21 protein-coding genes are annotated in these 24,379 nt (G+C 64.0%); 10 read left to right on the top strand and 11 right to left on the bottom strand.

Going from position 1 to position 24,379, the window contains the following annotated elements; all coding sequences use genetic code 11:
• Positions 1 to 228: 228 nt before the first annotated feature.
• The 10 genes from K5H97_RS24085 (at position 229) to hisC (ending at position 8,151) form a co-directional block, all read left to right on the top strand.
• Positions 229 to 1,038: an ATP-binding cassette domain-containing protein gene (locus tag K5H97_RS24085; RefSeq protein ID WP_028689661.1), complete on the top strand. Its 810-nt coding sequence runs from the start codon at positions 229 to 231 to the stop codon at positions 1,036 to 1,038.
• Positions 1,038 to 1,835 carry a lipid asymmetry maintenance ABC transporter permease subunit MlaE gene (gene mlaE / locus K5H97_RS24080; RefSeq protein ID WP_028689662.1) on the top strand — a complete coding sequence of 266 codons (798 nt, stop codon included), beginning with the start codon at positions 1,038 to 1,040 and terminating at the stop codon, positions 1,833 to 1,835. The genes K5H97_RS24085 and mlaE overlap by 1 nt, the downstream gene beginning before the upstream one ends.
• Positions 1,835 to 2,320 (top strand): outer membrane lipid asymmetry maintenance protein MlaD, encoded by a 486-nt coding sequence (gene mlaD, locus K5H97_RS24075; RefSeq protein WP_028689663.1) that lies wholly within the window; start codon positions 1,835 to 1,837, stop codon positions 2,318 to 2,320. The genes mlaE and mlaD overlap by 1 nt, the downstream gene beginning before the upstream one ends.
• A 9-nt stretch (positions 2,321 to 2,329) precedes the next feature.
• Positions 2,330 to 2,983: an MlaC/ttg2D family ABC transporter substrate-binding protein gene (locus K5H97_RS24070; RefSeq protein WP_028689664.1), complete on the top strand. Its 654-nt coding sequence runs from the start codon at positions 2,330 to 2,332 to the stop codon at positions 2,981 to 2,983.
• Entirely contained in the window at positions 2,980 to 3,282 is a 303-nt protein-coding gene (locus K5H97_RS24065; RefSeq protein WP_028689665.1) for an STAS domain-containing protein, read from the top strand. Before K5H97_RS24070 ends, K5H97_RS24065 begins: the two co-directional genes overlap by 4 nt.
• Positions 3,283 to 3,400: 118 nt before the next feature.
• Complete coding sequence (locus K5H97_RS24060; protein ID WP_028689666.1) at positions 3,401 to 3,640, top strand: BolA family protein; 240 nt, start codon at positions 3,401 to 3,403, stop codon at positions 3,638 to 3,640.
• Positions 3,641 to 3,663: 23 nt separating this feature from the next.
• On the top strand, positions 3,664 to 4,929 hold the full coding sequence (gene murA / locus K5H97_RS24055; RefSeq protein WP_028689667.1) for a UDP-N-acetylglucosamine 1-carboxyvinyltransferase: 1,266 nt from the start codon (positions 3,664 to 3,666) through the stop codon (positions 4,927 to 4,929).
• Between the two features lie 85 nt (positions 4,930 to 5,014).
• Positions 5,015 to 5,650, top strand: a complete 636-nt coding sequence (gene hisG / locus K5H97_RS24050) for an ATP phosphoribosyltransferase (protein WP_011532429.1) — start codon at positions 5,015 to 5,017, stop codon at positions 5,648 to 5,650.
• 126 nt (positions 5,651 to 5,776) lie between these two features.
• The gene (hisD, locus tag K5H97_RS24045) at positions 5,777 to 7,099 is read left to right on the top strand and encodes a histidinol dehydrogenase (protein ID WP_028689668.1); all 1,323 of its coding nucleotides are present in this window, start codon (positions 5,777 to 5,779) and stop codon (positions 7,097 to 7,099) included.
• 2 nt (positions 7,100 to 7,101) lie between these two features.
• Positions 7,102 to 8,151 (top strand): histidinol-phosphate transaminase, encoded by a 1,050-nt coding sequence (gene hisC, locus K5H97_RS24040; protein ID WP_028689669.1) that lies wholly within the window; start codon positions 7,102 to 7,104, stop codon positions 8,149 to 8,151.
• Between the two features lie 707 nt (positions 8,152 to 8,858).
• On the opposite strand, the gene K5H97_RS24035 is transcribed toward hisC, so the two are convergent.
• The 11 genes from K5H97_RS24035 to trbF all read right to left on the bottom strand — a co-directional run bounded on the left by K5H97_RS24035 (position 8,859) and on the right by trbF (position 24,371).
• Complete coding sequence (locus tag K5H97_RS24035) at positions 8,859 to 11,906, bottom strand: multidrug efflux RND transporter permease subunit (protein WP_028689670.1); 3,048 nt, start codon at positions 11,904 to 11,906, stop codon at positions 8,859 to 8,861.
• 13 nt (positions 11,907 to 11,919) lie between these two features.
• The gene (locus K5H97_RS24030; protein WP_028689671.1) at positions 11,920 to 13,062 is read right to left on the bottom strand and encodes an efflux RND transporter periplasmic adaptor subunit; all 1,143 of its coding nucleotides are present in this window, start codon (positions 13,060 to 13,062) and stop codon (positions 11,920 to 11,922) included.
• A gap of 175 nt (positions 13,063 to 13,237) precedes the next feature.
• Complete coding sequence (locus tag K5H97_RS24025) at positions 13,238 to 14,335, bottom strand: DUF1513 domain-containing protein (protein WP_028689672.1); 1,098 nt, start codon at positions 14,333 to 14,335, stop codon at positions 13,238 to 13,240.
• Between the two features lie 2 nt (positions 14,336 to 14,337).
• Positions 14,338 to 15,402 (bottom strand): imelysin family protein, encoded by a 1,065-nt coding sequence (locus K5H97_RS24020; protein ID WP_028689673.1) that lies wholly within the window; start codon positions 15,400 to 15,402, stop codon positions 14,338 to 14,340.
• A 19-nt stretch (positions 15,403 to 15,421) separates the two neighbouring features.
• Positions 15,422 to 16,843: a di-heme oxidoreductase family protein gene (locus K5H97_RS24015; RefSeq protein ID WP_028689674.1), complete on the bottom strand. Its 1,422-nt coding sequence runs from the start codon at positions 16,841 to 16,843 to the stop codon at positions 15,422 to 15,424.
• Between the two features lie 200 nt (positions 16,844 to 17,043).
• On the bottom strand, positions 17,044 to 18,381 hold the full coding sequence (locus tag K5H97_RS24010) for an imelysin family protein (protein ID WP_028689675.1): 1,338 nt from the start codon (positions 18,379 to 18,381) through the stop codon (positions 17,044 to 17,046).
• 148 nt (positions 18,382 to 18,529) lie between these two features.
• Complete coding sequence (locus K5H97_RS24005; protein WP_028689676.1) at positions 18,530 to 20,581, bottom strand: putative bifunctional diguanylate cyclase/phosphodiesterase; 2,052 nt, start codon at positions 20,579 to 20,581, stop codon at positions 18,530 to 18,532.
• A gap of 568 nt (positions 20,582 to 21,149) precedes the next feature.
• Positions 21,150 to 21,395: a DUF2274 domain-containing protein gene (locus tag K5H97_RS24000; protein ID WP_006378741.1), complete on the bottom strand. Its 246-nt coding sequence runs from the start codon at positions 21,393 to 21,395 to the stop codon at positions 21,150 to 21,152.
• Complete coding sequence (locus K5H97_RS23995; protein WP_016487820.1) at positions 21,392 to 22,675, bottom strand: TrbI/VirB10 family protein; 1,284 nt, start codon at positions 22,673 to 22,675, stop codon at positions 21,392 to 21,394. The genes K5H97_RS24000 and K5H97_RS23995 overlap by 4 nt, the downstream gene beginning before the upstream one ends.
• 2 nt (positions 22,676 to 22,677) lie before the next feature.
• Positions 22,678 to 23,670: a P-type conjugative transfer protein TrbG gene (gene trbG, locus K5H97_RS23990; RefSeq protein WP_016487821.1), complete on the bottom strand. Its 993-nt coding sequence runs from the start codon at positions 23,668 to 23,670 to the stop codon at positions 22,678 to 22,680.
• Complete coding sequence (gene trbF / locus K5H97_RS23985; protein ID WP_006378793.1) at positions 23,667 to 24,371, bottom strand: conjugal transfer protein TrbF; 705 nt, start codon at positions 24,369 to 24,371, stop codon at positions 23,667 to 23,669. The genes trbG and trbF overlap by 4 nt, the downstream gene beginning before the upstream one ends.
• Between the last annotated feature and the right edge of the window lie 8 nt (positions 24,372 to 24,379).

Raw genomic sequence — 24,379 nt, 5'->3', positions numbered from 1 at the left:
TGATGAAAAGGCGGCGATTATAGCCGTAATGTGTGAAAGGCTCATCCTTCGAATGTCATATGGATGCCACACCAGCCTGTCTGCGGCCTGAACGAGTGGGGGGACGCCCTTGGGGCGGGCCTATCAGCGGTGCTATAGTTCGCCGCTATTCGGCCCGCAGGGGACCTGTGTGCCTTCAAGATGAAGGCAGGCGTCCACATGACGAGGCTGCACTAGCAAGGAGTCTAGATGAGTGTGGATAGCGCCTACGCGGTCGAGTTGAAGGGTGTCACCTTCAAGCGCGGTTCGCGCAGCATTTTCAGCAACGTGGACATACGCATTCCCCGCGGCAAGGTCACCGGCATCATGGGGCCTTCGGGATGCGGCAAGACCACCTTGCTGCGCCTGATGGGCGCGCAGTTGCGCCCGTCCGGTGGCGAGGTCTGGGTCAACGGGCAGAACCTTCCCGCGCTGTCGCGCAGCGACCTGTTCGACGCGCGTAAGCAGATGGGCGTGCTCTTTCAGAGTGGTGCGCTGTTCACCGACCTGGATGTGTTCGAGAACGTGGCCTTCCCGCTGCGGGTTCATACGCAGCTGTCGGACGAGATGATCCGTGACATCGTGTTGATGAAGTTGCAGGCCGTGGGCTTGCGCGGCGCCATCGACCTGATGCCCGACGAGTTGTCCGGCGGCATGAAGCGCCGCGTGGCGCTGGCACGGGCGATCGCCCTCGATCCGCAGATCCTCATGTACGACGAGCCGTTCGTCGGGCAGGACCCCATCGCCATGGGCGTGTTGGTGCGCCTTATCCGCCTGCTCAACGACGCCCTCGGCATCACTAGTATCGTGGTTTCCCACGATCTCGCGGAAACCGCGAGCATCGCCGACTACATCTATGTGGTTGGCGACGGCCAGGTGCTGGGGCAGGGCACGCCGGACGAACTAATGGGCTCGGACAACCCGCGCATCCGCCAGTTCATGAAAGGCGACCCGGACGGCCCGGTACCTTTCCACTTCCCTGCGCCTGACTACCGCGCCGATCTGTTGGGGACGCGTTGATGCGCAGAAAATCCTTACTCGAACGTATCCGTCTGTTCGGCCGTTCGGCCATCGATGTACTGGCCGTGCTGGGACGCTCGTGCCTGTTCCTCGGCCATTCGCTGGGTGGACGCAGCGGCATCGGCGGCGGTTTCCAACTGCTGGTCAAGCAACTGTACTCGGTGGGCGTATTGTCGCTGGCAATCATCGTCGTGTCCGGCGTGTTCATCGGCATGGTACTGGCCCTGCAGGGCTACAGCATCCTCACCAAGTACGGCTCGGAGCAGGCTGTGGGGCAAATGGTCGCCCTGACCCTGCTGCGCGAGCTGGGGCCGGTGGTCACCGCCTTGCTGTTCGCCGGCCGCGCGGGCTCCGCGCTGACCGCCGAGATCGGCAACATGAAGTCCACCGAGCAACTGTCGAGCCTGGAGATGATCGGCGTCGACCCGCTCAAGTACATCGTCGCCCCCAGGCTGTGGGCCGGTTTCATCTCGCTGCCGCTGCTGGCGCTTATCTTCAGCGTGGTCGGCATTTGGGGTGGCTCGTGGGTCGCCGTGGACTGGCTGGGCGTCTATGAAGGTTCGTTCTGGGCCAACATGCAGAACAGCGTTTCGTTCAGCGACGACGTGATCAACGGGCTGATCAAGAGCCTGGTGTTCGCTTTCGTCGTCACCTGGATCGCCGTATTCCAGGGGTACGACTGTGAGCCCACCTCAGAAGGGATCAGCCGTGCCACCACCAAGACCGTGGTCTATGCCTCGCTGGCAGTCCTGGGTCTGGACTTTATTCTGACCGCCTTGATGTTTGGAGATTTCTGATGCAAAACCGCACCCTGGAAATCGGTGTCGGCCTGTTCCTCCTGGCCGGGATCCTGGCGCTGCTGCTGCTGGCCCTGCGTGTCAGCGGGCTGTCGGCCAGCCCGAGCAGCGACACGTATAAAGTTTATGCTTATTTTGACAATATCGCCGGTTTGACGGTCAGAGCTAAGGTGACCATGGCCGGTGTGACCATCGGCAAGGTCACGGCCATCGATCTGGACCGCGATTCCTACACTGGCCGGGTTACGCTGCAGCTGGACAAGCATGTCGACAACCTGCCGACCGACTCCACTGCCTCGATCCTGACCGCAGGCCTGCTGGGCGAGAAGTACATCGGTATCAGCGTGGGCGGCGAGGACGCGGTACTCAAGGATGGCAGCACCATCCACGACACCCAGTCGGCACTGGTGCTGGAAGACCTGATCGGCAAGTTCCTGCTCAACTCGGTGGGCAAGGAACCGAAAGAAGCGCAACCGGCTAATTAAGGAGTTTCCATGATTTCGATCCTGCGACGTGGCTTGCTGGTTCTGCTGGCGGCCTTCCCCCTGCTGGCCCTGGCGGCGCCGGGGCAATCCGCCCGTGATGTGATCCAGGGCACCACCACGCAGTTGCTCAGCGACCTGAAGGCCAACAAGGAGCAGTACAAGGCCAACCCCGAGGCCTTTTACAGCGCGCTTAACAGCAACCTTGGCCCGGTGGTCGATGCCGACGGTATTTCCAAGAGCATCATGACCGTCAAGTACTCGCGCAAGGCGACCCCTGCGCAGATGCAGCGCTTCCAGGAGAACTTCAAACGCAGCCTGATGCAGTTCTACGGCAACGCCTTGCTGGAGTACAACAACCAGGGCATCACCGTCGATCCGGCCAAGGCCGAGGGTGATGATCGCACCAGCGTCGGCATGAAGATCACCGGCACCAACGGCGCGGTCTATCCGGTGCAATACACCATGGTCAAGCTGGACGGCGAGTGGAAGGTGCGTAACGTCATCGTCAACGGCATCAACATCGGCAAGCTGTTCCGCGACCAGTTCCAGGACGCCATGCAGCGCAACGGCAACAACCTGGACAAGACCATCGACGGCTGGGCCGGCGAAGTGGCCAAGGCCAAGGAAGCGGCGGACAGCTCGCCGGATAAGGAAGTCAAATGAGTGACGCCGCCGTGAGCATGGCCGAGCCGGGCGTCCTCTCCCTGGCAGGCGTGCTGGACTATCGCAGCGGTCCGGCCCTGCGCAAGCAGGGCAAGGCGCTGGTCACGGCGTGCCGCGAACCACGCCTGGTGCTCGACTGCTCTGCGGTGGAGAAGTCCAGCAGCGTCGGCCTGTCGTTGCTGCTGGGCTTCATGCGCGATGCGCAGGCGGCCGGCAAGACCTGGGAACTGCGCGGTATCCCGGAGGATATGCGGGAAATCGCCGGGGTCTATGACCTTGATGAAGTGCTGGCAGGCTGATGCCCTGCCGTTCGCGAAAGGCCCCTCGGTCAGCGCGCCCACTCATGGGCTTCGCAGGCGAGGGGCTTTTTTGTATGATGGCCGACCCGCGCGCGTTGGGCGCCGATCGAGGTTGAGCATGCAGGCCGTAGAAGTCAAAAGCTTTCTGGAAGAGAAATTGCCGGGAACCCGGGTCGAAGTTGAAGGCGAAGGCTGCAACTTCCAGTTGAACGTGATCAGCGATGAGCTGGCCGGCCAGAGCCCGGTCAAGCGCCAGCAGGCGATTTATGCTCACCTCAATCCGTGGATCGCCAACGGCAGCATTCACGCGGTAACCATGAAATTCTTCAGCAGCGCAGCCTGGGCTGAGCGCACCTGAGCCAACTTGGCGGCGAGATACGTATGGACAAACTGATTATCACTGGCGGCCCGCGCCTCGACGGCGAGATCCGCATTTCCGGCGCGAAGAACGCTGCCCTGCCGATTCTCTCGGCCACCCTGCTGGCCGATGGTCCGGTTACGGTCGGCAACCTGCCGCACCTGCACGACATCACCACCATGATCGAGCTGTTCGGTCGCATGGGCATCGAGCCTGTGATCGACGAGAAGCTCTCGGTGGAAATCGATCCGCGCACCATCAAGACCCTCGTCGCGCCCTATGAGCTGGTCAAGACCATGCGCGCCTCGATTCTGGTACTCGGTCCGATGGTCGCCCGCTTCGGTGAGGCCGAAGTGGCGCTGCCGGGCGGTTGCGCCATCGGTTCGCGTCCGGTGGACCTGCACATCCGCGGCCTGGAGGCCATGGGTGCGAAAATCGACGTTGAAGGCGGCTACATCAAAGCCAAGGCACCCGAGGGCGGCCTGCGCGGCGCACACTTCTTCTTCGACACCGTCAGCGTCACCGGTACCGAGAACATCATGATGGCCGCCGCCCTGGCCAAGGGCCGCAGCGTGCTGCAGAACGCCGCCCGCGAGCCGGAGGTGGTCGACCTGGCCAACTTCCTGATCGCCATGGGTGCGAAGATTCAGGGCGCTGGCACCGACACCATCACCATCGATGGCGTCGAGCGCCTGCACTCGGCCAACTACCGGGTCATGCCTGACCGTATCGAAACCGGCACCTACCTGGTCGCCGCTGCCGTGACCGGCGGCCGCGTCAAGGTCAAGGACACCGATCCGACCATCCTCGAAGCCGTCCTCGAGAAACTCAAGGAAGCCGGCGCCGATATCACCACCGGTGAAGATTGGATCGAGCTGGACATGCACGGCAAGCGTCCGAAGGCCGTGAACCTGCGTACCGCTCCGTACCCGGCGTTCCCGACCGACATGCAGGCGCAGTTCATCTCGCTCAATGCCATCGCCGAAGGCACCGGCGCGGTGATCGAGACCATCTTCGAAAACCGCTTCATGCATGTCTACGAGATGCACCGCATGGGCGCGCAGATCCAGGTCGAGGGCAACACCGCCATCGTCACTGGCGTCAAGGCGCTCAAAGGTGCTCCGGTGATGGCCACCGACTTGCGCGCTTCCGCCAGCCTGGTACTGTCGGCGCTGGTCGCTGAAGGCGACACCCTGATCGACCGCATCTACCACATTGACCGTGGCTACGAGTGCATCGAGGAAAAACTGCAGATGCTGGGCGCGAAGATCCGTCGCGTACCGGGCTAGTCTGCATGGCGCAGGGACGCGCCCCGAATTTTATGCGGCCGGGCAGTGCCCGGCTGGCTATAGCTGCTTAAGGACCGACGTTCCAATGTTGACCATCGCGCTATCCAAAGGCCGGATTCTCGACGATACCCTGCCACTGCTGGCCGAAGCCGGTATTGTGCCGACCGAGAATCCGGACAAGAGCCGCAAGCTGATCATCCCGACCACCCAGGATGATGTCCGCCTGCTCATCGTGCGTGCCACCGACGTGCCGACCTATGTCGAGCATGGCGCCGCCGACCTCGGTGTGGCCGGCAAGGATGTGCTGATGGAATACGGCGGCCAGGGCCTGTACGAGCCCCTGGACCTGCAGATCGCCCAGTGCAAGCTGATGACCGCCGGCGTGACCGGCGCGCCCGAGCCCAAGGGCCGCCTGCGCGTGGCCACCAAGTTCGTCAACGTAGCCAAGCGCTACTACGCCGAGCAGGGCCGCCAGGTCGACATCATCAAGCTGTACGGCTCCATGGAGCTGGCCCCGCTGATCAACCTCGCCGACAAGATCATCGACGTGGTCGACACCGGCAACACCCTGCGCGCCAACGGCCTCGAGCCCCAGGAACTGATCGCCACGATCAGCTCGCGCCTGGTGGTCAACAAGGCTTCCATGAAAATGCAGCACGCCCGTATCCAGAGCCTGATCGACACCCTGCGCAACGCCGTCGAATCGCGACACCGCGGCTGACCTCTGCGCGCGACCTCCGCTGTCGCGCCCGTCTATCCGCGTCATAGCCAATTTTCTCAGGTGCCCGCGCGGATGGAGTGGTAGCTTTAGGGCGCCTGAACATCCGCTAATAACGAGGCCCTCGCCATGACCGTGTCCACTGCAATTGCCCGTCTCAACGCCGCTGACCAGGATTTCGCCCGACATCTGGATCATCTGCTGAGCTGGGAAAGCGTGTCCGATGACGCGGTCAACCAGCGCGTGCTCGACATCATCAAGGCCGTGCGCGAGCGCGGCGACGCGGCGTTGGTGGAGTTCACCCAGCGTTTCGACGGTGTCGATGCCACATCGATCAATGATCTGATCCTGGACCGCGCACGCCTGGAGCTGGCCCTGACCCGCATTACCCCGGTGCAGCGCGAAGCCCTGGAAAAAGCCGCCAACCGTGTGCGTATCTACCACGAACGGCAAAAGCAGGATTCCTGGCAGTACACCGAGGCCGACGGCACTGTGCTCGGCCAGAAAGTTACCCCGCTTGACCGCGCCGGCCTGTACGTGCCGGGCGGAAAAGCATCGTACCCGTCGTCGGTGCTGATGAACGCGATTCCGGCCAAGGTCGCCGGTGTGGCCGAGGTGGTGATGGTCGTGCCGACCCCGCGTGGCGAGGTCAACGAGCTGGTGCTGGCCGCGGCCTGCATCGCCGGGGTCGACCGGGTGTTCACCCTCGGTGGCGCCCAGGCGGTCGCGGCCTTGGCCTACGGCACCGAAAGCGTGCCGCAAGTCGACAAGATCGTCGGTCCGGGCAATATCTACGTGGCCACCGCCAAGCGCCATGTGTTCGGCCAGGTCGGCATCGACATGATCGCCGGCCCTTCGGAGATCCTGGTGGTGTGCGACGGCCAGACCGATCCGGACTGGATCGCCATGGACCTGTTCTCCCAGGCCGAGCACGACGAGGACGCCCAGGCCATCCTGGTCAGCCCGGATGCCGAGTTCCTCGATCGGGTGGCCGCCAGCATCGACAAGCTGCTGCCGACCATGGAGCGCGCCGAGATCATCGAGAAGTCGATCAACGGCCGAGGCGCGCTGATCCAGGTGCGTGACATGCAGCAGGCCATCGAGGTGGCAAACCGCATCGCCCCCGAGCACCTGGAGCTGTCGGTGGCTGATCCACAGGCCTGGTTGCCGCAGATCCGCCACGCCGGCGCGATCTTCATGGGCCGCCACACCAGCGAGGCGCTAGGCGACTACTGCGCCGGCCCCAACCACGTGCTGCCGACTTCCGGCACTGCGCGCTTCTCTTCGCCACTGGGCGTGTATGACTTCCAGAAGCGTTCGTCGATCATCTTCTGCTCCGAGCAGGGCGCGTCCGAGCTGGGTCACACCGCTTCGGTGCTGGCCCGGGGCGAATCGCTGACCGCTCATGCGCGCAGCGCCGAATACCGCATCCTCAACGAGAAGGGGAACTGAGCATGAGTCGTTTCTGGAGTCCCTTCGTCAAGGACTTGGTGCCTTACGTGCCGGGCGAGCAGCCCAAGCTTGCGCGGCTGGTCAAGCTGAACACCAACGAGAACCCTTATGGACCGTCGCCCAAGGCGCTGGAGGCCATGCGCGGCGAGCTTAACGACAACCTGCGGCTGTATCCGGACCCGAACGGTGACCGCCTCAAGCAGGCGGTGGCCGAGTATTACGGCGTGACGCCGGCGCAGGTGTTCGTTGGCAATGGCTCGGACGAGGTGCTGGCGCACATCTTCCACGGCCTGTTCCAGCATGACCGTGGGCCGCTGCTGTTCCCGGACGTGAGCTACAGCTTCTACCCGGTGTATTGCGGCCTGTACGGTATCGCGTTCGAGCAGTTGGCGCTGGATGAGCAGTTCCAGATTCGGGTTTCTGATTACAGCAAGCCCAATGCCGGGGTCATCTTCCCCAACCCCAATGCGCCGACCGGTTGCCTGTTGCCGCTTGAGGCGGTCGAGCAACTGCTGCAGGCCAACCGGGATTCGGTGGTGGTGGTCGATGAGGCCTATATCGATTTCGGTGGCGAGACGGCTATCAGCCTGGTCGATCGCTACGACAACCTGCTGGTGACCCAGACCTTGTCCAAGTCACGGTCGCTGGCGGGGCTCAGGGTTGGCCTGGCGGTGGGGCATCCTGACCTGATCGAGGCGTTGGAGCGGATCAAGAACAGCTTCAACTCCTATCCGTTGGATCGCATGGCGATTGTCGGGGCGGCGGCTGCGTTCGATGACCGTGCGTATTTCGATCAGACCTGTCGCAAGGTTATCGAAAGCCGGGACGTGCTGGTTGCCGAGTTGGTGGCGCGTGGGTTCGAGGTGTTGCCTTCGGCGGCGAACTTCATCTTCGCCCGGCATCCCGGGCAGGATGCTGCCGGGATCGCGGCGCGGCTTCGTGAGCAGGGGGTGATTGTTCGGCACTTCAAACAGGAGCGGATTGCGCAGTTCCTGCGGATTACCGTTGGGACGCCGGAGATGAACCAGGCTTTGCTTGATGCTTTGAATTGATTTCAGGGGTTTGACTGGGGGCGGATTGGGGTTGGTTATTTTGACTTCTGATTCGCCCCTTGTTGTTATTGTTGTTTGGTGGTTTTGGAAGTTGTATGCGCATTCATTTTTGATGTCGACGCTTATTCACCTTTCCGCCCTTACGGCGGGTCCCTTTTTGAAGGATCAAAAAGGAACCAAAAAATCCTCGCTCCATTCATCCGGCCCTGCGCTTCGCTCCGGGTTCCCTCACTCCGGCCTTGCTCCCGGGAGGACCGCGCTGAACGCCCCATCCTGGGGCGCAGCGCTTGACGGGCATCCATGCCCGTCACCTCCCTTCGCAAGACCTGCGTTCGGCCTCCTGAAGTCGCGAAGTTACGGGCGGCGACTGGACTGGCGCAGCTGTCGCTAGTTGAAGCGGAATTAATCTCTCGATTGTTTCGCGGGGCAAGCCCGCGATAGGCCGGAACAGCCAATATATAACTAATTTTCAAACAGTAAACTTCGCATTTTCCTGTTCTTGCTCTTGCTTCTAAGCGCGCGACAGTTCAGGCACCGCCAATTGCGACTTCAGGAGCGAGGGAACCCCGGAGCGAAGCGCAGGGCCGGATGAACGGAGCGGAACGGTTTTGCCTACTTTTCCCTAGAGAAAAGTAGGTCGCCGTAAAGGCGAAAAGGTGACTAAATGTCGGTATATTCTACGAATGCGCATAAAAAACCAAAGCAAATCACCCGCGAGCATCAACAATACCGTGCCCCCCCTTATGCGCCAAAACACTATAAATGCAAGGCAAAACAAACAGCGTAAACAGCGTCCCAACCGACATCCCGGTCGCAATCACCATCCCGATATCAAACCGGCTGACCGCCCCGGCCCCGGAGGCCAAAATCAGGGGCACCATGCCAAACACCATGGCCGCCGTGGTCATCAGCACAGGCCGCAGGCGAATCGCGGCGGCCTCCTCGATCGCCTCCCGCACCCCAAGCCCTCGCTCGTCCCGTAGCTGATTGGCAAACTCGACAATAAGAATCCCGTGCTTGGTGATCAGCCCGATCAGGGTCACCAACCCCACCTGGGTATAGATGTTCATGCTCGAAACCCCCAGGAACAACGGCAACAACGCCCCGCAGATCGACAACGGCACCGTTACCAGAATCACCAGCGGATCCCGGAAACTCTCGAACTGCGCCGCCAGCACCAGGAAGATGATCGCGAGCGCCAGGCCGAAGGTCACCCACAACGCACTGCCCTCCTGGACGAACTGCCGCGCCGTCCCGGCATAGTCCAGCGAGAACCCCTCAGGCGCCTCCTCGCGAGCGATGGCGCGCACGGTTTCCAGGGCCTCGCCCATGCTCACCAGCGGCACCCCCTGGATGATCGCCGAGTTCAACTGCTGGAACTGGTTGAGCTGGCGCGGCCGGGCACGGTCGTTGAGGGTGATCAGGGTCGCGAGCGGCAGCAACTGGCCCTGCTCGTTCTTCACGTAGTAGTTGTTCAGCCAGCCAGGATTGGCCCGGTAAGGACGCTCGACCTGGGCGATTACCTTGTAGCTGCGGCCCTCCAGGGTGAAGCGGTTGATCTCGGCCTCGCCCAGCAAGGTCGCCAGGGTGCTGCCCAGGGTGTCCATCGACACCCCCATCTGCGCCGCCTTGGCGCGGTCGATGTCGATCACCACCTCGGGTTTATCGAAGGCCAGGTCGATGTCGAGGAAAGCGAACTTGCCCGACGCCTGGGCGCGTTCCTTGACCCGCTGGGCCACCTCCAGCAGGGCTGGGTAGTCACCGGCGGTGTTGATCACCAGTTGGAACGGCAGGCCCTCGCCGGTGCCGGGCAGCGACGGCAGGTTGAAGCCGAAGATCTGCAGCCCGCCAATCTGCTCAAGCTCGGCCTGCACCAGCGGCAACAACTGCATCTGCGTGCGCTCGCGCTCGTTCCAGGGCTTGAGCAGGAAGCCACCGATCCCGCTCTGCACACCGTTGAAACCGTTGATCTGGAACGACGAGTAGTACTCGGGGAAGCGCTTGAAGATCGGCGTGAACTGGTCGGTGTAGGCGTTGAGGTAGTCCAGGTTGGCGGTCTGCGGCGAGCTGCTTATCATGAAGATCACCCCCTGGTCTTCCTCCGGCGCCAGTTCGGTGCGGGTGAACATCAGCAAGGCCGGGATCAGGCACAGAATCAGCACGGCGAACACCAGCACCACCGGGCGGCTGTTCAGGGTGCCGTGCAGCAGGCGCTGGTAGCGCACCTTGAGCGCGTCGAAGATCAGGTCCAGGCGATGGGCCAGGCCGCTGGGGTTCTGCTCGTGGCGCAGCAGCAGGGCGCACATCATCGGTGACAGTGTGAGGGCGACGATGCCGGAAATGACCACCGCCCCGGCCAGGGTCAGGGCAAACTCCTTGAACAGGGCACCGGTCAACCCGGTGAGAAAACCGATGGGCGCGTACACCGCGGCCAAGGTGATGGTCATCGACACCACCGGCAGGGCGATCTCGCGGGCACCTTCCAGGGCTGCGTCGAAGGGCGACTTGCCCTCCTCGATATGACGGTGGATGTTCTCCACCACGACGATCGCGTCGTCCACCACCAGGCCGATGGCCAACACCATGGCCAGCAGCGTCAGCAGGTTCAGCGAGTAGCCCATCATCTGCATGAAAAACAGCACGCCGATCATCGATAGCGGGATGGTCACCACCGGGATCACCACCGAACGCAGGGCGCCGAGGAACAGGAACACCACGACGATGACGATCAGCACCGCTTCGCCGAGGGTCTTGATCACTTCGTCGATGGACGCCTGGATGAACAGGGTGGCGTCGTAGGCGATGGACACCTTGAGGCTGGCGGGCAGCGCCTCTTCGAGCTGCGGCATGATCCGCCGCACCTCCTTGATCACCTCCAGCGGGTTGGCTGCCGGCGTGGCCTTGATGCCGATGTACACCGACGGCGTGCCGTCGAACGAACTGACCGTGTCGTAGTTTTCCGCGCCCATTTCCACCCGCGCCACATCGCCCAGCAACACCCGGCTGTCGCCACTGGTCTTGACCGGCAGGGCGGCAAAGGCCTCGGCGGATTTCAGCTCGGTGGTGGCGTTGATGCTGGTGGCCACGTACTGGCCCTTCACCTCACCGGCGGCGGAGAGGAAGTTGTAGCGGCGCACGGCGTTGGTCACGTCCACCGCCGACAGGCCGAAGCCGGCCAGCTTCACCGGGTCGATCCAGATGCGCATGGCGAACACCTGGTTGCCAAGGATCTCGGCCTCGGCCATGCCGGGCAGCGTGGCCAGCTTGGGCTGGATGACCCGGGACAGGTAGTCGGTGATCTGCGGGTTGCTCATTTCGTCGCTGTAGAAGCTGATGTACATCAGCGCTGAGGCATCGGCGGCCTCCTTGCTCAGCACCGGGTCCTCGGAGTCCTGGGGCAGCTTGTTGCGCACCTCGTTGGCCTTGGCCAGCAACTGGGTGAACAGACGGTCGGTGTCGGCGCCGATTCGCGCATAGACCGAGATCACCGAAAAGTTCTGCCGGCTCACCGAGGTCATGTAGTCGATGCCGTCGGCGCTGGCCAGGCTCTGCTGCAAGGGTTGGGTGATATAGCCCTGGATGGTTTCGGCATTGGCCCCGGGGTAGGCGGTGGTGACGGTAATCAGTGCGTTTTCCATCTGCGGGTACTGGCGGATCTGCAGCTTGTTCCAAGCCTGCAGGCCGAGCAGCAGGATCAGCAGGCTGACCACGCAGGCCAGCACCGGGCGGCGGATGAACGGGTCGGTGAACGCCATGGCCGCCTCCCGTTCACTTCGCGCCGGGCGCGGCGGGCTTGAGGGCGTTGTCGGCGCTGATGCGGATCGCCGCGCCGGGGCTCAGTTTGAGCTGGCCGGCAGTGACCACCTGATCGCCGGCCTGCAGCCCCTTGAGCACCACGACCCAGCCTTCACGGCGCTCGCCCGTCTGCACGGTGAGCTGTTCGGCAATCAGCTTTGGCTGGCCGTTGGCGTCACGCTGGGGCTGGCCGTCCTCGCCCTTTTTCTCGCTGACCCGGTACACCGAATTGCCGTAGAGGGTATAGGTGATGGCGTTCTCCGGCACCACCACCAGCGGCTGCGGGTCGGGCAACAGCACTTGAAGGCTCGCGAACATGCCCGGCAGGAGCTTGCCTTCGGGGTTGGCCAGGGTGGCGCGGACCAGCAGGTTGCGGGTGCTTTCCTCGACCTTGGGGTTGATTGCACTGAGGCTGGCGGAGAAGGTCTGGTCGGGGTAGGCGGCCACTTGTGCCAGTACTCGCTGGCCCAGGCTCAGGTGCGGCAGCGCCTGCTCGGGCACATTGAAGTCGACATAGAGGCTGGACAGGTCCTGCAGGGTGGCGATCACCGTACCGCTGGCCAGGTAGGCGCCGACGTCCACCTGACGAATGCCGATGGTGCCGCTGAACGGGGCGCTGATGCTCTTTTTCGCCAGCGAGGCCTTGAGCTGTTCGACCACTGCCTGGTTACGCCGGTACTGGGCGGTCAGGCGGTCGAACTCGCCGCGGGAGATGGCCGAATCGCCGACCAGCTGGCTACCCCGGCCGAAGTCGACCTTGGCCAGCCCCAGGTCGGCCTGCGCAGTGCCGAGCAGGGCGGTTTCCTGGTCGCTGTCCAGTTGCAGCAGCAACTGGCCGGCTTTCACTTGTTGCCCGGATTCGAAGTGCAGCGACTTCACGGTACCGGCAACTTCCAGACTCAGTTCCACGCCCTGATAGGCCTTGAGGCTGCCAACCGCTGGCAGGCGCTCCTGCCATTGGCGCCGCTCGGCTTGGGCCGCGGCCACGCTGACCGGCGGCCGGGGCTGCGAGAACATCTGCACCTGCTTGTAGATGGAAAAGGCCTTGATGCCCCCCAGGATCAATACGATCAGCAGGACGACGGCCAACATGATCAGCATGCGGCGGCGCAACATGGTCCGGTTCCCTGGAGGTGGGTTTGTTATTTATCGGGCACGACCTCGGGCGATCCGGCCCACGTGCGGTGAGGGAAAGTATTGTCGGTTTTCTGGAAAAGAGGAGGGACAAACGTGTGCCGGCCAAATCGCGGTGCAAGTCGCATCGGCGCACCGCGATAGCTTTTACGACAAATCAGACCAGATGCAGGTGGTTATCCCAGAAGCCTGAAGGCAGGTTCATCGGCTGGCCGATCAGCTCTGCCTTGCGGCAATCGTAGAACCGGCAACGCCCCTGCCCGGAGGTAACGACGAAGCCATCCTTCACCGCCCCGACCCCGGCGCAATCGGGCATCGGTGCATCGAGCTTCACCGCGCCGCTGTCCAGATCCCAGATGAACAGGCGATTGGCCCGTGGCGCGGTCAAGGCCACCAGGCGCAGGTCGCTGTGGATGGCGACGCTGGCGGTGTATTGGGCCATCGACTGCAGCTGGCGCTCCGGCACCGGGAAGGCCTTGAACGGCTCGCCCGGACGCTTGATCGCCAGTAGCTCGGCGGTCTCCTCGGAGCCGCCCATGAACTGCTGGCAGGCGGCGATGGTGCCATCGTCGCCCACCGCCAGGTGGCGCACGCTGTTCATCTGCTGGGCCAGGGTCTCCTTGCTCAACAGGGTGCCGTCGCGCTGCATCAGCACCAGGCTCGGCTCCATGGCGTCGAGGTTCATCTCCACCCGGCTTTCGGCCTCGGTGCGGATACCGCCGTTGGCCACCACCAGGGTTTCGCCATCGGGCAGCCAGGCCACCTCATGGGGGCCGATGCCGTGGGTGGAAAGCTCGCCGCTGTGCACCAGACGTTCGCCTTCGAACCGATAGACGCCCAGCACGCCGCGACCGGGGTCGGTGGTGTCGTTCTCGGTGGTGTACAGCCACTCGCCGTCCTTGTGGATCACCGCATGGCCGTAGAAGTGCCGCTGCGGTTGCGAGGCGAGGGTCTGCAGCAGCCGGCCGTCGCGCAGGTCGACCAGGTAGCTCTCGGTACCGGGGCGGCGCGCGACGAACAAGGCGATCGGCAGCGTCGGGTGGTTGATGATCGCATGGCAACGCTGGGCCACCTGGGTGCTGAACACCTGGGTGCCGTCCAGGCGAAAGCCCACGGCGTAGTGCTTGCCGTCGCTGTCGTCGCGCGCCGACAGCAGCAACGGTTCGCTGCCTTTGCCGCGGAACAGGCTCCAGCCGCCCAGGGTCAGGGCGCTGAGCAACACGCTACCGAGTTTCAGGGCCTGGCGTCGCAGCATGATCAGTCACCGTCGTTGGCATTGAAGCCCAGCTGGATGTTCAACGCCTTGGCCAGCTCGCCTTCGTGCAGGCGGTGGACGACGTTGAGTGCGTCGTAGATCTGGTTGAGGGTCTGCTTGCCGGCGTCGTCGGCCAGCAGTTCGCCCAAGGTCTTCTGGTTGTCGGCCAGCAGCTTGATCGCCGCAGCGTAGGCGTCGTCGATCTTTTGCGCCAGTGCCGCCTGATCCTTGCCCAGCAGGCCGCGCAGGCCCTGGTTGTCGACCCCGACCCAAACCGTCTGGGCGGCCTTGAGCGAGGCTTCCAGGCTCTTGATCGACGAGTGGCTGCGCCAGGCCTCGGCCTGCAGCGGCTGCGCGATCCCCTTGCTCTGGCGGCCCATCGGCGCGCCGAGTTTCTTCTTCAGGGTGTCCAGGGCGGTGACCTGGGCCCGCAGCAGGTCGGCGATCGCCTCGTGGGAGTCGGCGTAGCGCTGGTTGGGGAACTTGGTCATCTGCGACAGCATGCCGTCGGTGCTGTTCCAGCCCTTGAGGATTTCCTCGGCCAGGGCCTTCTGGTGTTCGCCGATGGCCACCAGCAGCGGGCAGTAGCGGGCTTTCTGCTCGGCGCTGGCGATGTCCGGCTTGCTGTCGAACAGGATGTATTCGTAGGCCGACAGGCCACGCACCACCACGCTGGCTTTGCCCAGCGACTCGGCGGTGACCGCCTGTTCGCCGTTGACCAACTGCTCGACCTGGCGGCCGACCAGGTTCTTCTTGTCCGGCCAGAACTGCACCTGCCACGGGCGGTTGCCCTCGGCCAGCGGGCCGACCAGCAATGGCTGCAGTTCGGCCCAGGCCTTCTGGGCGTGGAGGAAGTCGGTGCGGGCGGTCTCCAGGGACTGTTTGCCTTCGCAGTAGGCCAAGGCGCTGGCGGCCAACTGCCGGTCGGCCTCGACCCAGCGGCTATAGGTCGGCAGGATCACTTGCTTGGCGATGGCAGCGGAGGTCACCGCCTGCGGATCTTGCGGCGAGCAGGCGCCGAGGGCAAGTGCGGCGAGGCTGGTGAACAACAGTTTGGGTCGGAACATGCCCGGCTCCTTGTGCGGTTTAAAGGGAATTCAGGAACGCCAGCAGCGCGGCGCGCTGCTCGGCATTGAAGGTCAACACGTGATCGCGCGCCGCCTGGGCCTCGCCACCGTGCCAGAGCACGGCTTCAAGCAGGTTGCGGGCGCGGCCGTCGTGGAGGAACTGGCTGTGGCCGCTGACGGTCTCGCTCAGGCCGATGCCCCACAGTGGCGGGGTGCGCCAGTCCTGGCCATTGGCGGCGAACTCGGTGCGTTCATCGCTCAGGCCCGGGCCCATGTCGTGAAGCAGCAGGTCGCTGTAGGGACGGATCACCTGGCCGGCCAGTTCCGGTTCGGACGCATCGGCGGCGGTGGTGAACTGCGGGGTGTGGCAGCCCTGGCAGCCGGCCTGGTAGAACAGGTTCTTGCCCGCCAGCACTTCGGGCGTATCCACTTTGCGTCGGGCCGGCACGGCGAGGTTGCGGGTGTAGAAGGTGACCAGGCGCAGGATGTTGTCGCTGACTTCCTTCTCGCCGTCCTGACCGTCACCGTTCGGCGCGGCCAGGCAATCGACCTGCGCGGCGGTGCAATCGTCCTTCGGCATCAGGGTGGTGGTAAGGCCCATGTCGCCGGCAAATGCGTGCACGTTCTGCTGGTTGACGTTGGGCTGCCCGGCCTTCCAGCCGAAGCGGCCGACCACGGTCTTGCCCTGGGCGTCGTCCCATACCCGGTTGGCGCGGCCGCGGATGCCATCGCGGTTGAGGTCGTCCGGGTCTTCGTTGGCCAGCAGGTCGGCTTCGGGGATGGCCTCGAGCAGCCCCAGGCCGATCATCGGCGGGGCGACCCGGGCCGAAAAGCGAGTGTCCGGGTGCAGCGGGCCATAGCCGAGCTGGGTGATCTGCAGCGTCGGGCGGCGCAGTTCGACCTGGTGGCCATCCTTGAAGGTGACGCTGTGCTTGTCGTAGCTCACCCGCACCTTGCCTTCCGGGGCCACGCCGGGGATGGCCATGTCCTGCAGCTGGGTGCCGTAGACCGGCTCGGGAACCACACCCAGGCGTTCGATTTCGCGGGCGTAGTAGGGCTGGTCGGGGATCGACAGGCGCACCAGCATCGACACCGCGTTGCTGTCGCCCGGCTCCGGCGGATGGCCTCGACCGTCGCGCACGTGGCAGTTCTGGCAGGCGTTGGTGTTGAACAATGGGCCGAGGCCATCGCGGGCGGTGGTGGTGGAGGGGGCGATTACCCAGGGATTGCGGAAAAAGCTGTTGCCCACGGCGAAATCCAGGCGCCGCTCGGGCGTCAGGTTGGCCGAGGGCAGCGAATAGGCGTTGCGGTCGCTGCGTTGCACCGTGGCCTTGCCGCCGGAGAGGGCTTCGCCGGGTTCGGCCTGGGTGAAGCGCGGGGCGTCGTCACAGGCGGCGAGGGCGAAGGCCAAGAGCAGGGGGCTTAGGCGGAGCAAGGACATCGAGGATCCTGGGCATGGGCGAAAAACCGGCGTGCAAGCTTATCAGGCTGGGGGTGTTTGAATAAGAGCAATTTGCAATTGCTGGATGAAATCACTGTCAGTTGGCCGTTATCGGCGAGTTCCGTACCTGTAGGAGCAGTGGTGCTGCTGGAAAACAAAAAGGCGGCCCAAGGGCCGCCTCTGCTGAACCGCGACGCTGATCAGAACTCGTGATCGGCGGTATCCGGGTTCAGGTTGTCGATGCCCAGCTTGCCAGCGGCCTGTTCGATCGCGCCGGTCTGCTTGACCAGCGAGGCGATGGCATCACGCACAATCTGGTTGCCGGCGGCGTTGTCGGCGGCGATCAGCTGGTCGTAGTGCTCGCCCTTGAGGGCGTGGTCGACGATCACCTGGATCTTGGCCTCGGTGGCTTCCAAGTCGGCCTTGAGGGTGGCGTCGGTGGCCGGGTCGGCCTTGGCCACCAGTGACGACAGACTCGGGCCGCTCAGCTTGGTGCCGTCGACACGGGTGTACTCGCCCAGGTAGACGTTGCGGATGCCCTTGGCGTCGTAGAAGTGCGAGTAGTGGGTGTTGTCGCTGAAGCAATCGTGCTCGTCTTCCGGCGAGTTGGCTTCCAGCGAGACCTTCATGCGCTCGCCGGCCAGTTCGCCCAGCGACAGGCTGCCCATGCCGAACAGCATCTTGCGCAGGCCGTCGTTGGCCGGCTCGCCTTCGAGGGTGGCGCGGTAATTGTCGGCGACGTTCGGCGCCCAGTTGCCGACCATCTCTTCGAGGTCCTTGACCAGCAGGTCGGTGACCGCTTTCAGGTAGGCGCGGCGACGGTCGTTGTGGCCGCCCGTGGCGCCCTTGCCTTCCAGGTAGTCGGATGCCGGACGGTTGCCCGCGCCAGGGCCGGTGCCATTGAGGTCCTGACCCCAGAGCAGGAACTCGATGGCGTGGTAGCCGGTGGCGACGTTGGCTTCGGAGCCGCCCAGTTCGTTGAGGGTGGCGAGTTTCTCGGGGGTGATGTCCTTGACATCGATCTTGTCTTCGCCGACCTGGATCTCGGTGTTGGCGATGATGTTGGCGTTGGCCGCCGGGTTGCCCAGGGCGTGCTCGTAGCTCTTGTCGACGTAGTCGATCAGGCCTTCGTCCAGGGGCCAGGCGTTCACCTGGCCTTCCCAGTCGTCGATGATGGTGTTGCCGAAGCGAAACACTTCGCTCTGCAGGTACGGCACGCGCGAGGCGACCCAGGCATCACGGGCGGCTTTCAGGGTCTGCTCGTCGGGCTTGGCCAGGAACGCGTCGACGGCGGTCTGCAGTTGTTTGGCGGTGCTCAGCGAGTCGCTGTACACGGCATGGACCATTTCGGCGTAGTGCTTGACCACAGCCTTGGCGGCCGCCTCATCGACAGCCCCCGGCGCCGCGGCGGTGGTGCTGGCGGCGGCAGGTGCCTGGGCTTGCGGTGCGGCGGCCTTGTCGTCCTTGCCTTCGCCGCAACCGGCGAGAGCGATGGCGATGGCCAGCAGACTGGCGGAGGCCAGAGGCATTCGAATCATTGTTGGTTTCCTGCGTGGTGTGGTTGGACCGTGCGCCGTGGCACGCGAAACCAATACATCATGCGAAAGATTTGCATTTGCTGTAAAGGGGCGGGCGTGCATTTCATGCAAACGCCCGTTCAAGGTGCACCGCCAAGGCTGGCAGGGCTTACAGGGCGGAAACCTGGTTGCGTTGTGCCTGTTTGAGGAAGCTGGTCAGTTCGCGTGCCGACAACGGCTTGCTGTAATGGTAGCCCTGACCCTCGTGGCAGCCCTGGGCGATGATGTAGCTCTCCTGTTCGACGGTTTCCACGCCTTCGGCGATCACCTGCATGCCCAGGCTCTTGCCCAGTTGGATGATGGCGCGAACGATGGTGGCGTCGTCGTCATCGTCAAGCAGGTCCTGAACGAAGCTCTTGTCGATCTTGATCTTGTCCAGCGGCAGCGACTTCAGGTAGCTGAGCGAGGAATAGCCGGTGCCGAAGTCGTCAATGGCGATCAAGGCGCCCGAACGGCGCAGGCTCAGCAGGTGCTGGGCGGCGGTGCTGATGTCTTCCATCAGGCCGGTCTCGGTGACTTCCAGCTCCAGGCTGCGCGGTGGCAGACGGTAGGCCTGCAGCAGGTTGTTGACCACCCGCGGCAGTTCGTTGTGGTGCAGTTGCACCGTGGACAGGTTGACCGCCATGCGCAGCTCGCTGAAGCCCTGGTCGTGCCATTCGCGCAGCTGCCGGCAGGCCTGGTCGAGCACCCATTCACCGATGCCGATGATGCTGCCGTTCTGCTCGGCCAGCGGGATGAACTGGTCGGGCGGGACCATGCCCAGCTCCGGATGCTGCCAGCGTAGCAGCGCTTCTACGCCGACCACACGGTGGTCTCGGTAGCTGATCTGCGGCTGGTACACCAGGTACAGCTGGTTGCGTGACAGGGCCTCGCGCAGGTCTTTTTCCAATTCGCGACGGCGGCGCATCTCGCTGTCGACGCTGGCAATGTAGAACTGATAGCGGTTGCGCGAGCGGGCCTTGGCCAGGGTCATGGTCTGCTCGGCCTTCTGCAGGAGCTTCTCGGTGCTGTCGCCGTCCTCGGGGAACAGGGTGATGCCGATGGTGGCGCGCAGGCGGATCTGCTGTTGGTCGAGGTCGAAGGGCGCTTCGAGGTCGTCGAGGATGCTCTGGGCCAGCTCGGCGGCTTCATAGGGTTGCTCGATGTTGGCCTGGACCAGGGCGAACTGGTCGCCGCCCAGGCGAGCCAGGGCGCCGAGCCGCCCGCTGTGGGCGCGCAGGCGGTCGGCCAGGGCCAGCAGCAACTGGTCGCCGACCTGGTAGCTGAACTGCTCGTTGATGCCCTTGAAGTCGTCCAGGCCCACGCACAGCACGGCGACACGGCGCTGCAGGCGGCCGCCGTCCACCAGGATCTTGTCCAGCTGCTGCTGTAACTGCTGGCGGTTGGGCAGGCCGGTGAGGAAGTCGTATTGGGCCATGCGCTGCAGGCTGTTCTCGGCCTCGTGGCGCAGGTGGGTGTTGCGCTCGATGGAGGCCAGCAGTTGGTTGGCGGTGTTGACCCACAGGCCCAGCTCATTGCGCTCGTGGCCCTTGAGTTGCGGAATCTGGTGCTGGCTGGGGCGGTCGGGGTTTATCTGGGTCAGGTGGTCGATGATCTTCGACAGCGGCTTGGTCAGCAGCCAGTGGTACACCAGGTACAACACCAGGCCCATGGCCAGGGCGCGCAGCACGCCGGAGATGAAGATGATCACGGCATTGATCAGGAAGTCCTCGCCGTAGGAGGAGGTGTCGAGGGTGATGCTCAGGTCGCCATAATACTCGCTGTAAGGGCCACGGCCGACCAGTTGCGTGGTGTAGGTGCGCTCCTGGTCGAGGATCAGGTCGGTCAGCCAGCGCATGGACATGTCCTGCAGCGGCCGTGACTTTTCCGCCAGCATGGTTTCGTTGGGGTGGCCGATGGAGGCCATGCGCACCGACTCGTCCTGGAACAGGCCTTCCATCACCTGCATGCCCATTTCCCGGTCGAGGCTGTACACCGCCTGGGTCGATGGGTCGCGGAACATGTCGAGGATGCGCTGGGCATCGTTGTTCACCGCCTGGCGGGTCTTGTAGGCGTCATAGACGATCTGCGCACAGCTGAGTACGACGCCGACAGCCAGCGCCGAGAGCAGTACGACCCTCAGCAGCTTGACCGATAAGCTGTTTCGAAATTCCAGCTTCAATGGGGTTTCCTTAATCCATGCGCATGCCATTATTTTGCCATCAACCATGGCGAGAGACTATCGGCCCGTGACCCCGTCAGGCAACCCGTCCGTTGATGGAAATGCCCTTGGCTCTGTATCGGTCGAGCGGTCATGCGACTTGAGTGCGCTGCGTCAACTTTCCAGATGGTTGATGTTAGCGCGCTATGCGGTCTGAGCAAGAGCGCGCGGATCGGTTGCAAATATTTCTGTCAGGTATGTCGTTGCCGAATTCGACGGCATCCTGCCGGGCAACAAAAAAGTGCCGGTGTCAAGTCTTTCGCGCAAATCAAGAAGGACTTGAAACCGTATATGGGACAGTAGGTTAGCTCCTTTCGGGGCCGCTTAGAAGAAGAGCGGCGTTGTCGGCTAGGAGCGACATAGGAGCGTTGGGAGAGAAAGCCGCATCGCACTGTGTAGTGCTGGATTGCCGAGGAACGGCGGGCCTGTCGCATCATCATAGCCCAACAGGCTCGGCGGCATCCAGAATGAAGAACGCGCAGCCTGGGCTGCGCGTTCGATGGATGCCGTTGAATAGCATGCGGTGCAATCATGGCGGCTTCGGTGGTGTGCTGCGGGTCGCCGTGCCCTTCCTGAATCCTCGATCCCCCGCCATGAACGCTTCCAGCATATGCGGGATCAGCGTCGCCGCATCAACGGCCTCGCCATACGCCTGCGCGTGTAGCGCGGCGTAGCGGTCGAGGTCGGCTTTCAAGCTGGTCGGGCAAACGAAAGTCAGCTTGGTGCTCTCGGTCTTCGGCAGCGGGCCGAGCCGCAGCTTCTTGGTCGTGCTCATCGTGAAGTCCCCCGGTTGAAGAACAGCGGCTGGTACCGCCGCAGCACCAGATCCCGGTTGACGATGATGCGAACCGGCAGGCCCGGCCGTTGCGTTAAGGTCGGCTGGATGTTGAGGTTGCGCCGGGTCATCTCCTGGCCGACCTGATTGATGCTGTCCTGCGCGCTGTCGCGCCCAGCGATGATGACGCGATCACCATCCTGCCGGTTCTCCGGCGCGGCCAGCTCGGCACCGACGCCCAGCAGCGTGGTGAGTGCCGCACCGGCAAAGATGCGGCCCCAGTGGTAGTCCACATCGTCCTCCAGCCCGGCATAGCCGGCTGGGTCGGTGCCGGCCAGGTTGTCGAGCGTGAGCGAAGACGTGTCCGGCAGGATGATCCGGTTCCAGACGACTTGAACGCGGCTCTGCCCGTAGCTGACCTGGCTGTTGTATTTGCCCAGGATGCGCGAACCCTGCGGAATCAGCAGGAAGCGCCCGGAGGCTGTGTCATAGACCGGCTCCGTCACCGTGGCGATCACGTCGCCGGGCAAGTCCGACTTAATCCCCGTCACCAAGGCACCTGCGACCACCGTTCCGGCCATGACCTGATACGGCGAAGTTGGCAGGGTCAGATTGCCGGAATTACGGGTTTCAGTGGAGCCACCTTTCAAGAAAGCCTCTTTATGGTCTTGCCGGTTTTGCACCGCTGTCGGGTCAGCAGGCTGGGCCGCCGTGGAGACCGGCCCGGCCGCCAGCGGGTCAAACACCGCATTGGCGGCGAAGCCCGGCGCAGCGGCCACCTGTGTCTGCGCCACCGGCGCCGCATTCTGCCCTCCCGAGCGGAAGAACACGGACGAGGCCGCGGCCGCTTCGGCTTCTTTGCGCAGAGCATCGTTCGGGTCGTGGCCGGGGGCCGCGTAGGCGGCCGTCGCCGGCTGCTGCGACTTCACGATGGCCGGGCCAAGATCGCCCGGCAGCGGCGGCCCCAGTTCGGGAACGGCAGGCGGCAACGCCGGCGGCAGCTTGGAGTAGTCCGTCGGCAGCGCATCCAGTCCTTCAGACTTCGAGACACGATCGACGTTGTAAAGCTCGGTCTGCTCGCCCGCACCGCGCCGCTGAGGTTGCAGCGACCACATCACCGCGCCGAGCACGGCCACCGCCAGGACGCCGGCGAGGATGGCCAGCGTGCGCCGATTCAGGCGCGTGACCGGGCGCGGCTGGGCGCGAAGCGCGACCGCCTCGGGAGCGATCTTGCCCGCCGCCTGCGGCGCGGCAAGGTCGGGAGTGTCATCCTGGCTCATGGTCAGTTCCTCCGCGCAACGCCATCGGTGCGCTCGATCCGCACCACGTCGCCGCCGTCGCCGCCCAGCCGCAGTTCGGCCGCGCCGAACAGGCGATCCACGACGTAGTACGGCGCGCGGAAACGGTAGTTCACCAATTGCCCGTCGCCCTGCGCGCCGATGACAAACAGCGGCGGCAACTCGCCCTGGGCGATGCCCGCCGGAAACTGGATATAGACCTTCTCTCCATCATCGAAGGCGCGTAGCGGCTTCCACGGCGGGTTGCTGCCCGATACCGCGTAGCGGAAGCGGATCTTGTCCAGCGACAGGCCCGTATCGACAGGCGTTGTCGCCTGCGCAGCCTGCGCCTGGCGCTGCAACGCGAGCATCCGGTCTTTCGGGTAGTCCCAGGATACCGACGCCATCCATGCCTTCTCGGTCGAGGTCAGCTCCAGCAGGTAGGTGCGCCGACTGGTGGTGATGACGAGATTGGTTTTCAGGCCGGAACGGATGGGCTTGACCAGCACATTGACGCGCAGATCGGCCCCGCCGCCGCTGGACGTGTCGCCCACGATCCAGCGCACGGTATCGCCGGCGGCGACCGTCACCAGTTCCTCGCCCGGTTGAAGCGAAACCACCGTCACGCGCCCCGGCGACGCATAGACCTGATAAAGCGCGCCATCGGTGAACGGCCACACCTGAATCGCGTTGACGTAGCCCTCACGGGTAGGCGCGATACGCGCTTCTGCATTGGCACGGGAAACGCGCACCTTTTCGTCGGCCGGCTCCGGCGCAACGGGGGCCTCATCGAGTTCCGGCAGCGGCTTCAACTGCGCCGGCAGCGCCAGCGGTTCAGGGACGGCGACGACTTCGACGGGCTTGGGCGGTTCGGGCAATGGCTGGGCCAGCACCGGCTCGTCGAGCGAGATGGACGGCGGCGGCTTGCCCTGCGAGGCGCAGCCCGCGAGGGCCAGCAGCGTCAAAGGAAAAACGTAAAGGCAGAAACGAAGTTTCATGGTTTGGCTCCTTCGGAAGAATCCAGTTCGCGGCTCCATGACAGGCCGTTGACGTAGATACCCAATGGGTTCTTGCGCAAGCGCTGTTCAGTACGCGGGGTTTGCAGGACGGTCGAAAGCACGGCGTTCCAGCGTTCGGTGCCGGCGGGCGCACCGTTGACATAGCGCTGCTCTGTCCAGCGCACGTTGAAAGACGTGTCGCTGGCGCGAACCACGCTGGTGATTTGCACCGTTACCGATTCCTTGCCGATGCGGGCGAATGGGTCATTGGTGCGGGCGTAGTCGTTGAGCACCGCCGCGCCCTTGTCGGTGGTGTAGTCGTAGGCATCGAGCCAGTTCTGCCGCACCACGATGGGGTCGATGGACAGCGAGCGAACCAGCGTCACGAAGCGCGCCAGGTGGTGCGCGATCTGCGCGTCGCCGGGCCGATACGGCGTAGCGGCCTTACCTACAGCGCGCACCTGCCCGGCCTGATCGACCTCGATGACATAGGGCGTCACGATGGACTGCGCCGAGCGCCACACCAGGCCGCCGGCCATCAACAGCGCGAGCACTAGACAGCCGAAGGCCATCAGGCGCCAATTCTTCGCCTGCACGCGGGCGGAGCCGATACGGTCGTCCCACACCTGGGCGGCGGCTTGATACGGGGTGGCAGGCTGCGGCGTATCGGCGTAGCGCACCTGCGGTCGTTTGAATCGCATGGGTGTTC

Source organism: Pseudomonas mosselii (genome assembly GCF_019823065.1).
In the GTDB taxonomy this organism is placed as follows: domain Bacteria; phylum Pseudomonadota; class Gammaproteobacteria; order Pseudomonadales; family Pseudomonadaceae; genus Aquipseudomonas; species Aquipseudomonas mosselii.
Note: the sequence above shows the minus strand (reverse complement) of the source record. Positions and strands in the feature narration are given on the sequence as shown.

What these genes read in the sequence shown, in the direction of transcription:
- K5H97_RS24085 (WP_028689661.1), top strand. Translation starts at nt 229, where the DNA reads ATGAGTGTGGATAGCGCCTACGCGGTCGAGTTGAAGGGTGTCACCTTC.
- mlaE (WP_028689662.1), top strand. Translation starts at nt 1,038, where the DNA reads ATGCGCAGAAAATCCTTACTCGAACGTATCCGTCTGTTCGGCCGTTCG.
- mlaD (WP_028689663.1), top strand. Translation starts at nt 1,835, where the DNA reads ATGCAAAACCGCACCCTGGAAATCGGTGTCGGCCTGTTCCTCCTGGCC.
- K5H97_RS24070 (WP_028689664.1), top strand. Translation starts at nt 2,330, where the DNA reads ATGATTTCGATCCTGCGACGTGGCTTGCTGGTTCTGCTGGCGGCCTTC.
- K5H97_RS24065 (WP_028689665.1), top strand. Translation starts at nt 2,980, where the DNA reads ATGAGTGACGCCGCCGTGAGCATGGCCGAGCCGGGCGTCCTCTCCCTG.
- K5H97_RS24060 (WP_028689666.1), top strand. Translation starts at nt 3,401, where the DNA reads ATGCAGGCCGTAGAAGTCAAAAGCTTTCTGGAAGAGAAATTGCCGGGA.
- murA (WP_028689667.1), top strand. Translation starts at nt 3,664, where the DNA reads ATGGACAAACTGATTATCACTGGCGGCCCGCGCCTCGACGGCGAGATC.
- hisG (WP_011532429.1), top strand. Translation starts at nt 5,015, where the DNA reads ATGTTGACCATCGCGCTATCCAAAGGCCGGATTCTCGACGATACCCTG.
- hisD (WP_028689668.1), top strand. Translation starts at nt 5,777, where the DNA reads ATGACCGTGTCCACTGCAATTGCCCGTCTCAACGCCGCTGACCAGGAT.
- hisC (WP_028689669.1), top strand. Translation starts at nt 7,102, where the DNA reads ATGAGTCGTTTCTGGAGTCCCTTCGTCAAGGACTTGGTGCCTTACGTG.
- K5H97_RS24035 (WP_028689670.1), bottom strand. Translation starts at nt 11,906, where the DNA reads ATGGCGTTCACCGACCCGTTCATCCGCCGCCCGGTGCTGGCCTGCGTG.
- K5H97_RS24030 (WP_028689671.1), bottom strand. Translation starts at nt 13,062, where the DNA reads ATGTTGCGCCGCCGCATGCTGATCATGTTGGCCGTCGTCCTGCTGATC.
- K5H97_RS24025 (WP_028689672.1), bottom strand. Translation starts at nt 14,335, where the DNA reads ATGCTGCGACGCCAGGCCCTGAAACTCGGTAGCGTGTTGCTCAGCGCC.
- K5H97_RS24020 (WP_028689673.1), bottom strand. Translation starts at nt 15,402, where the DNA reads ATGTTCCGACCCAAACTGTTGTTCACCAGCCTCGCCGCACTTGCCCTC.
- K5H97_RS24015 (WP_028689674.1), bottom strand. Translation starts at nt 16,843, where the DNA reads ATGTCCTTGCTCCGCCTAAGCCCCCTGCTCTTGGCCTTCGCCCTCGCC.
- K5H97_RS24010 (WP_028689675.1), bottom strand. Translation starts at nt 18,381, where the DNA reads ATGATTCGAATGCCTCTGGCCTCCGCCAGTCTGCTGGCCATCGCCATC.
- K5H97_RS24000 (WP_006378741.1), bottom strand. Translation starts at nt 21,395, where the DNA reads ATGAGCACGACCAAGAAGCTGCGGCTCGGCCCGCTGCCGAAGACCGAG.
- K5H97_RS23995 (WP_016487820.1), bottom strand. Translation starts at nt 22,675, where the DNA reads ATGAGCCAGGATGACACTCCCGACCTTGCCGCGCCGCAGGCGGCGGGC.
- trbG (WP_016487821.1), bottom strand. Translation starts at nt 23,670, where the DNA reads ATGAAACTTCGTTTCTGCCTTTACGTTTTTCCTTTGACGCTGCTGGCC.
- trbF (WP_006378793.1), bottom strand. Translation starts at nt 24,371, where the DNA reads ATGCGATTCAAACGACCGCAGGTGCGCTACGCCGATACGCCGCAGCCT.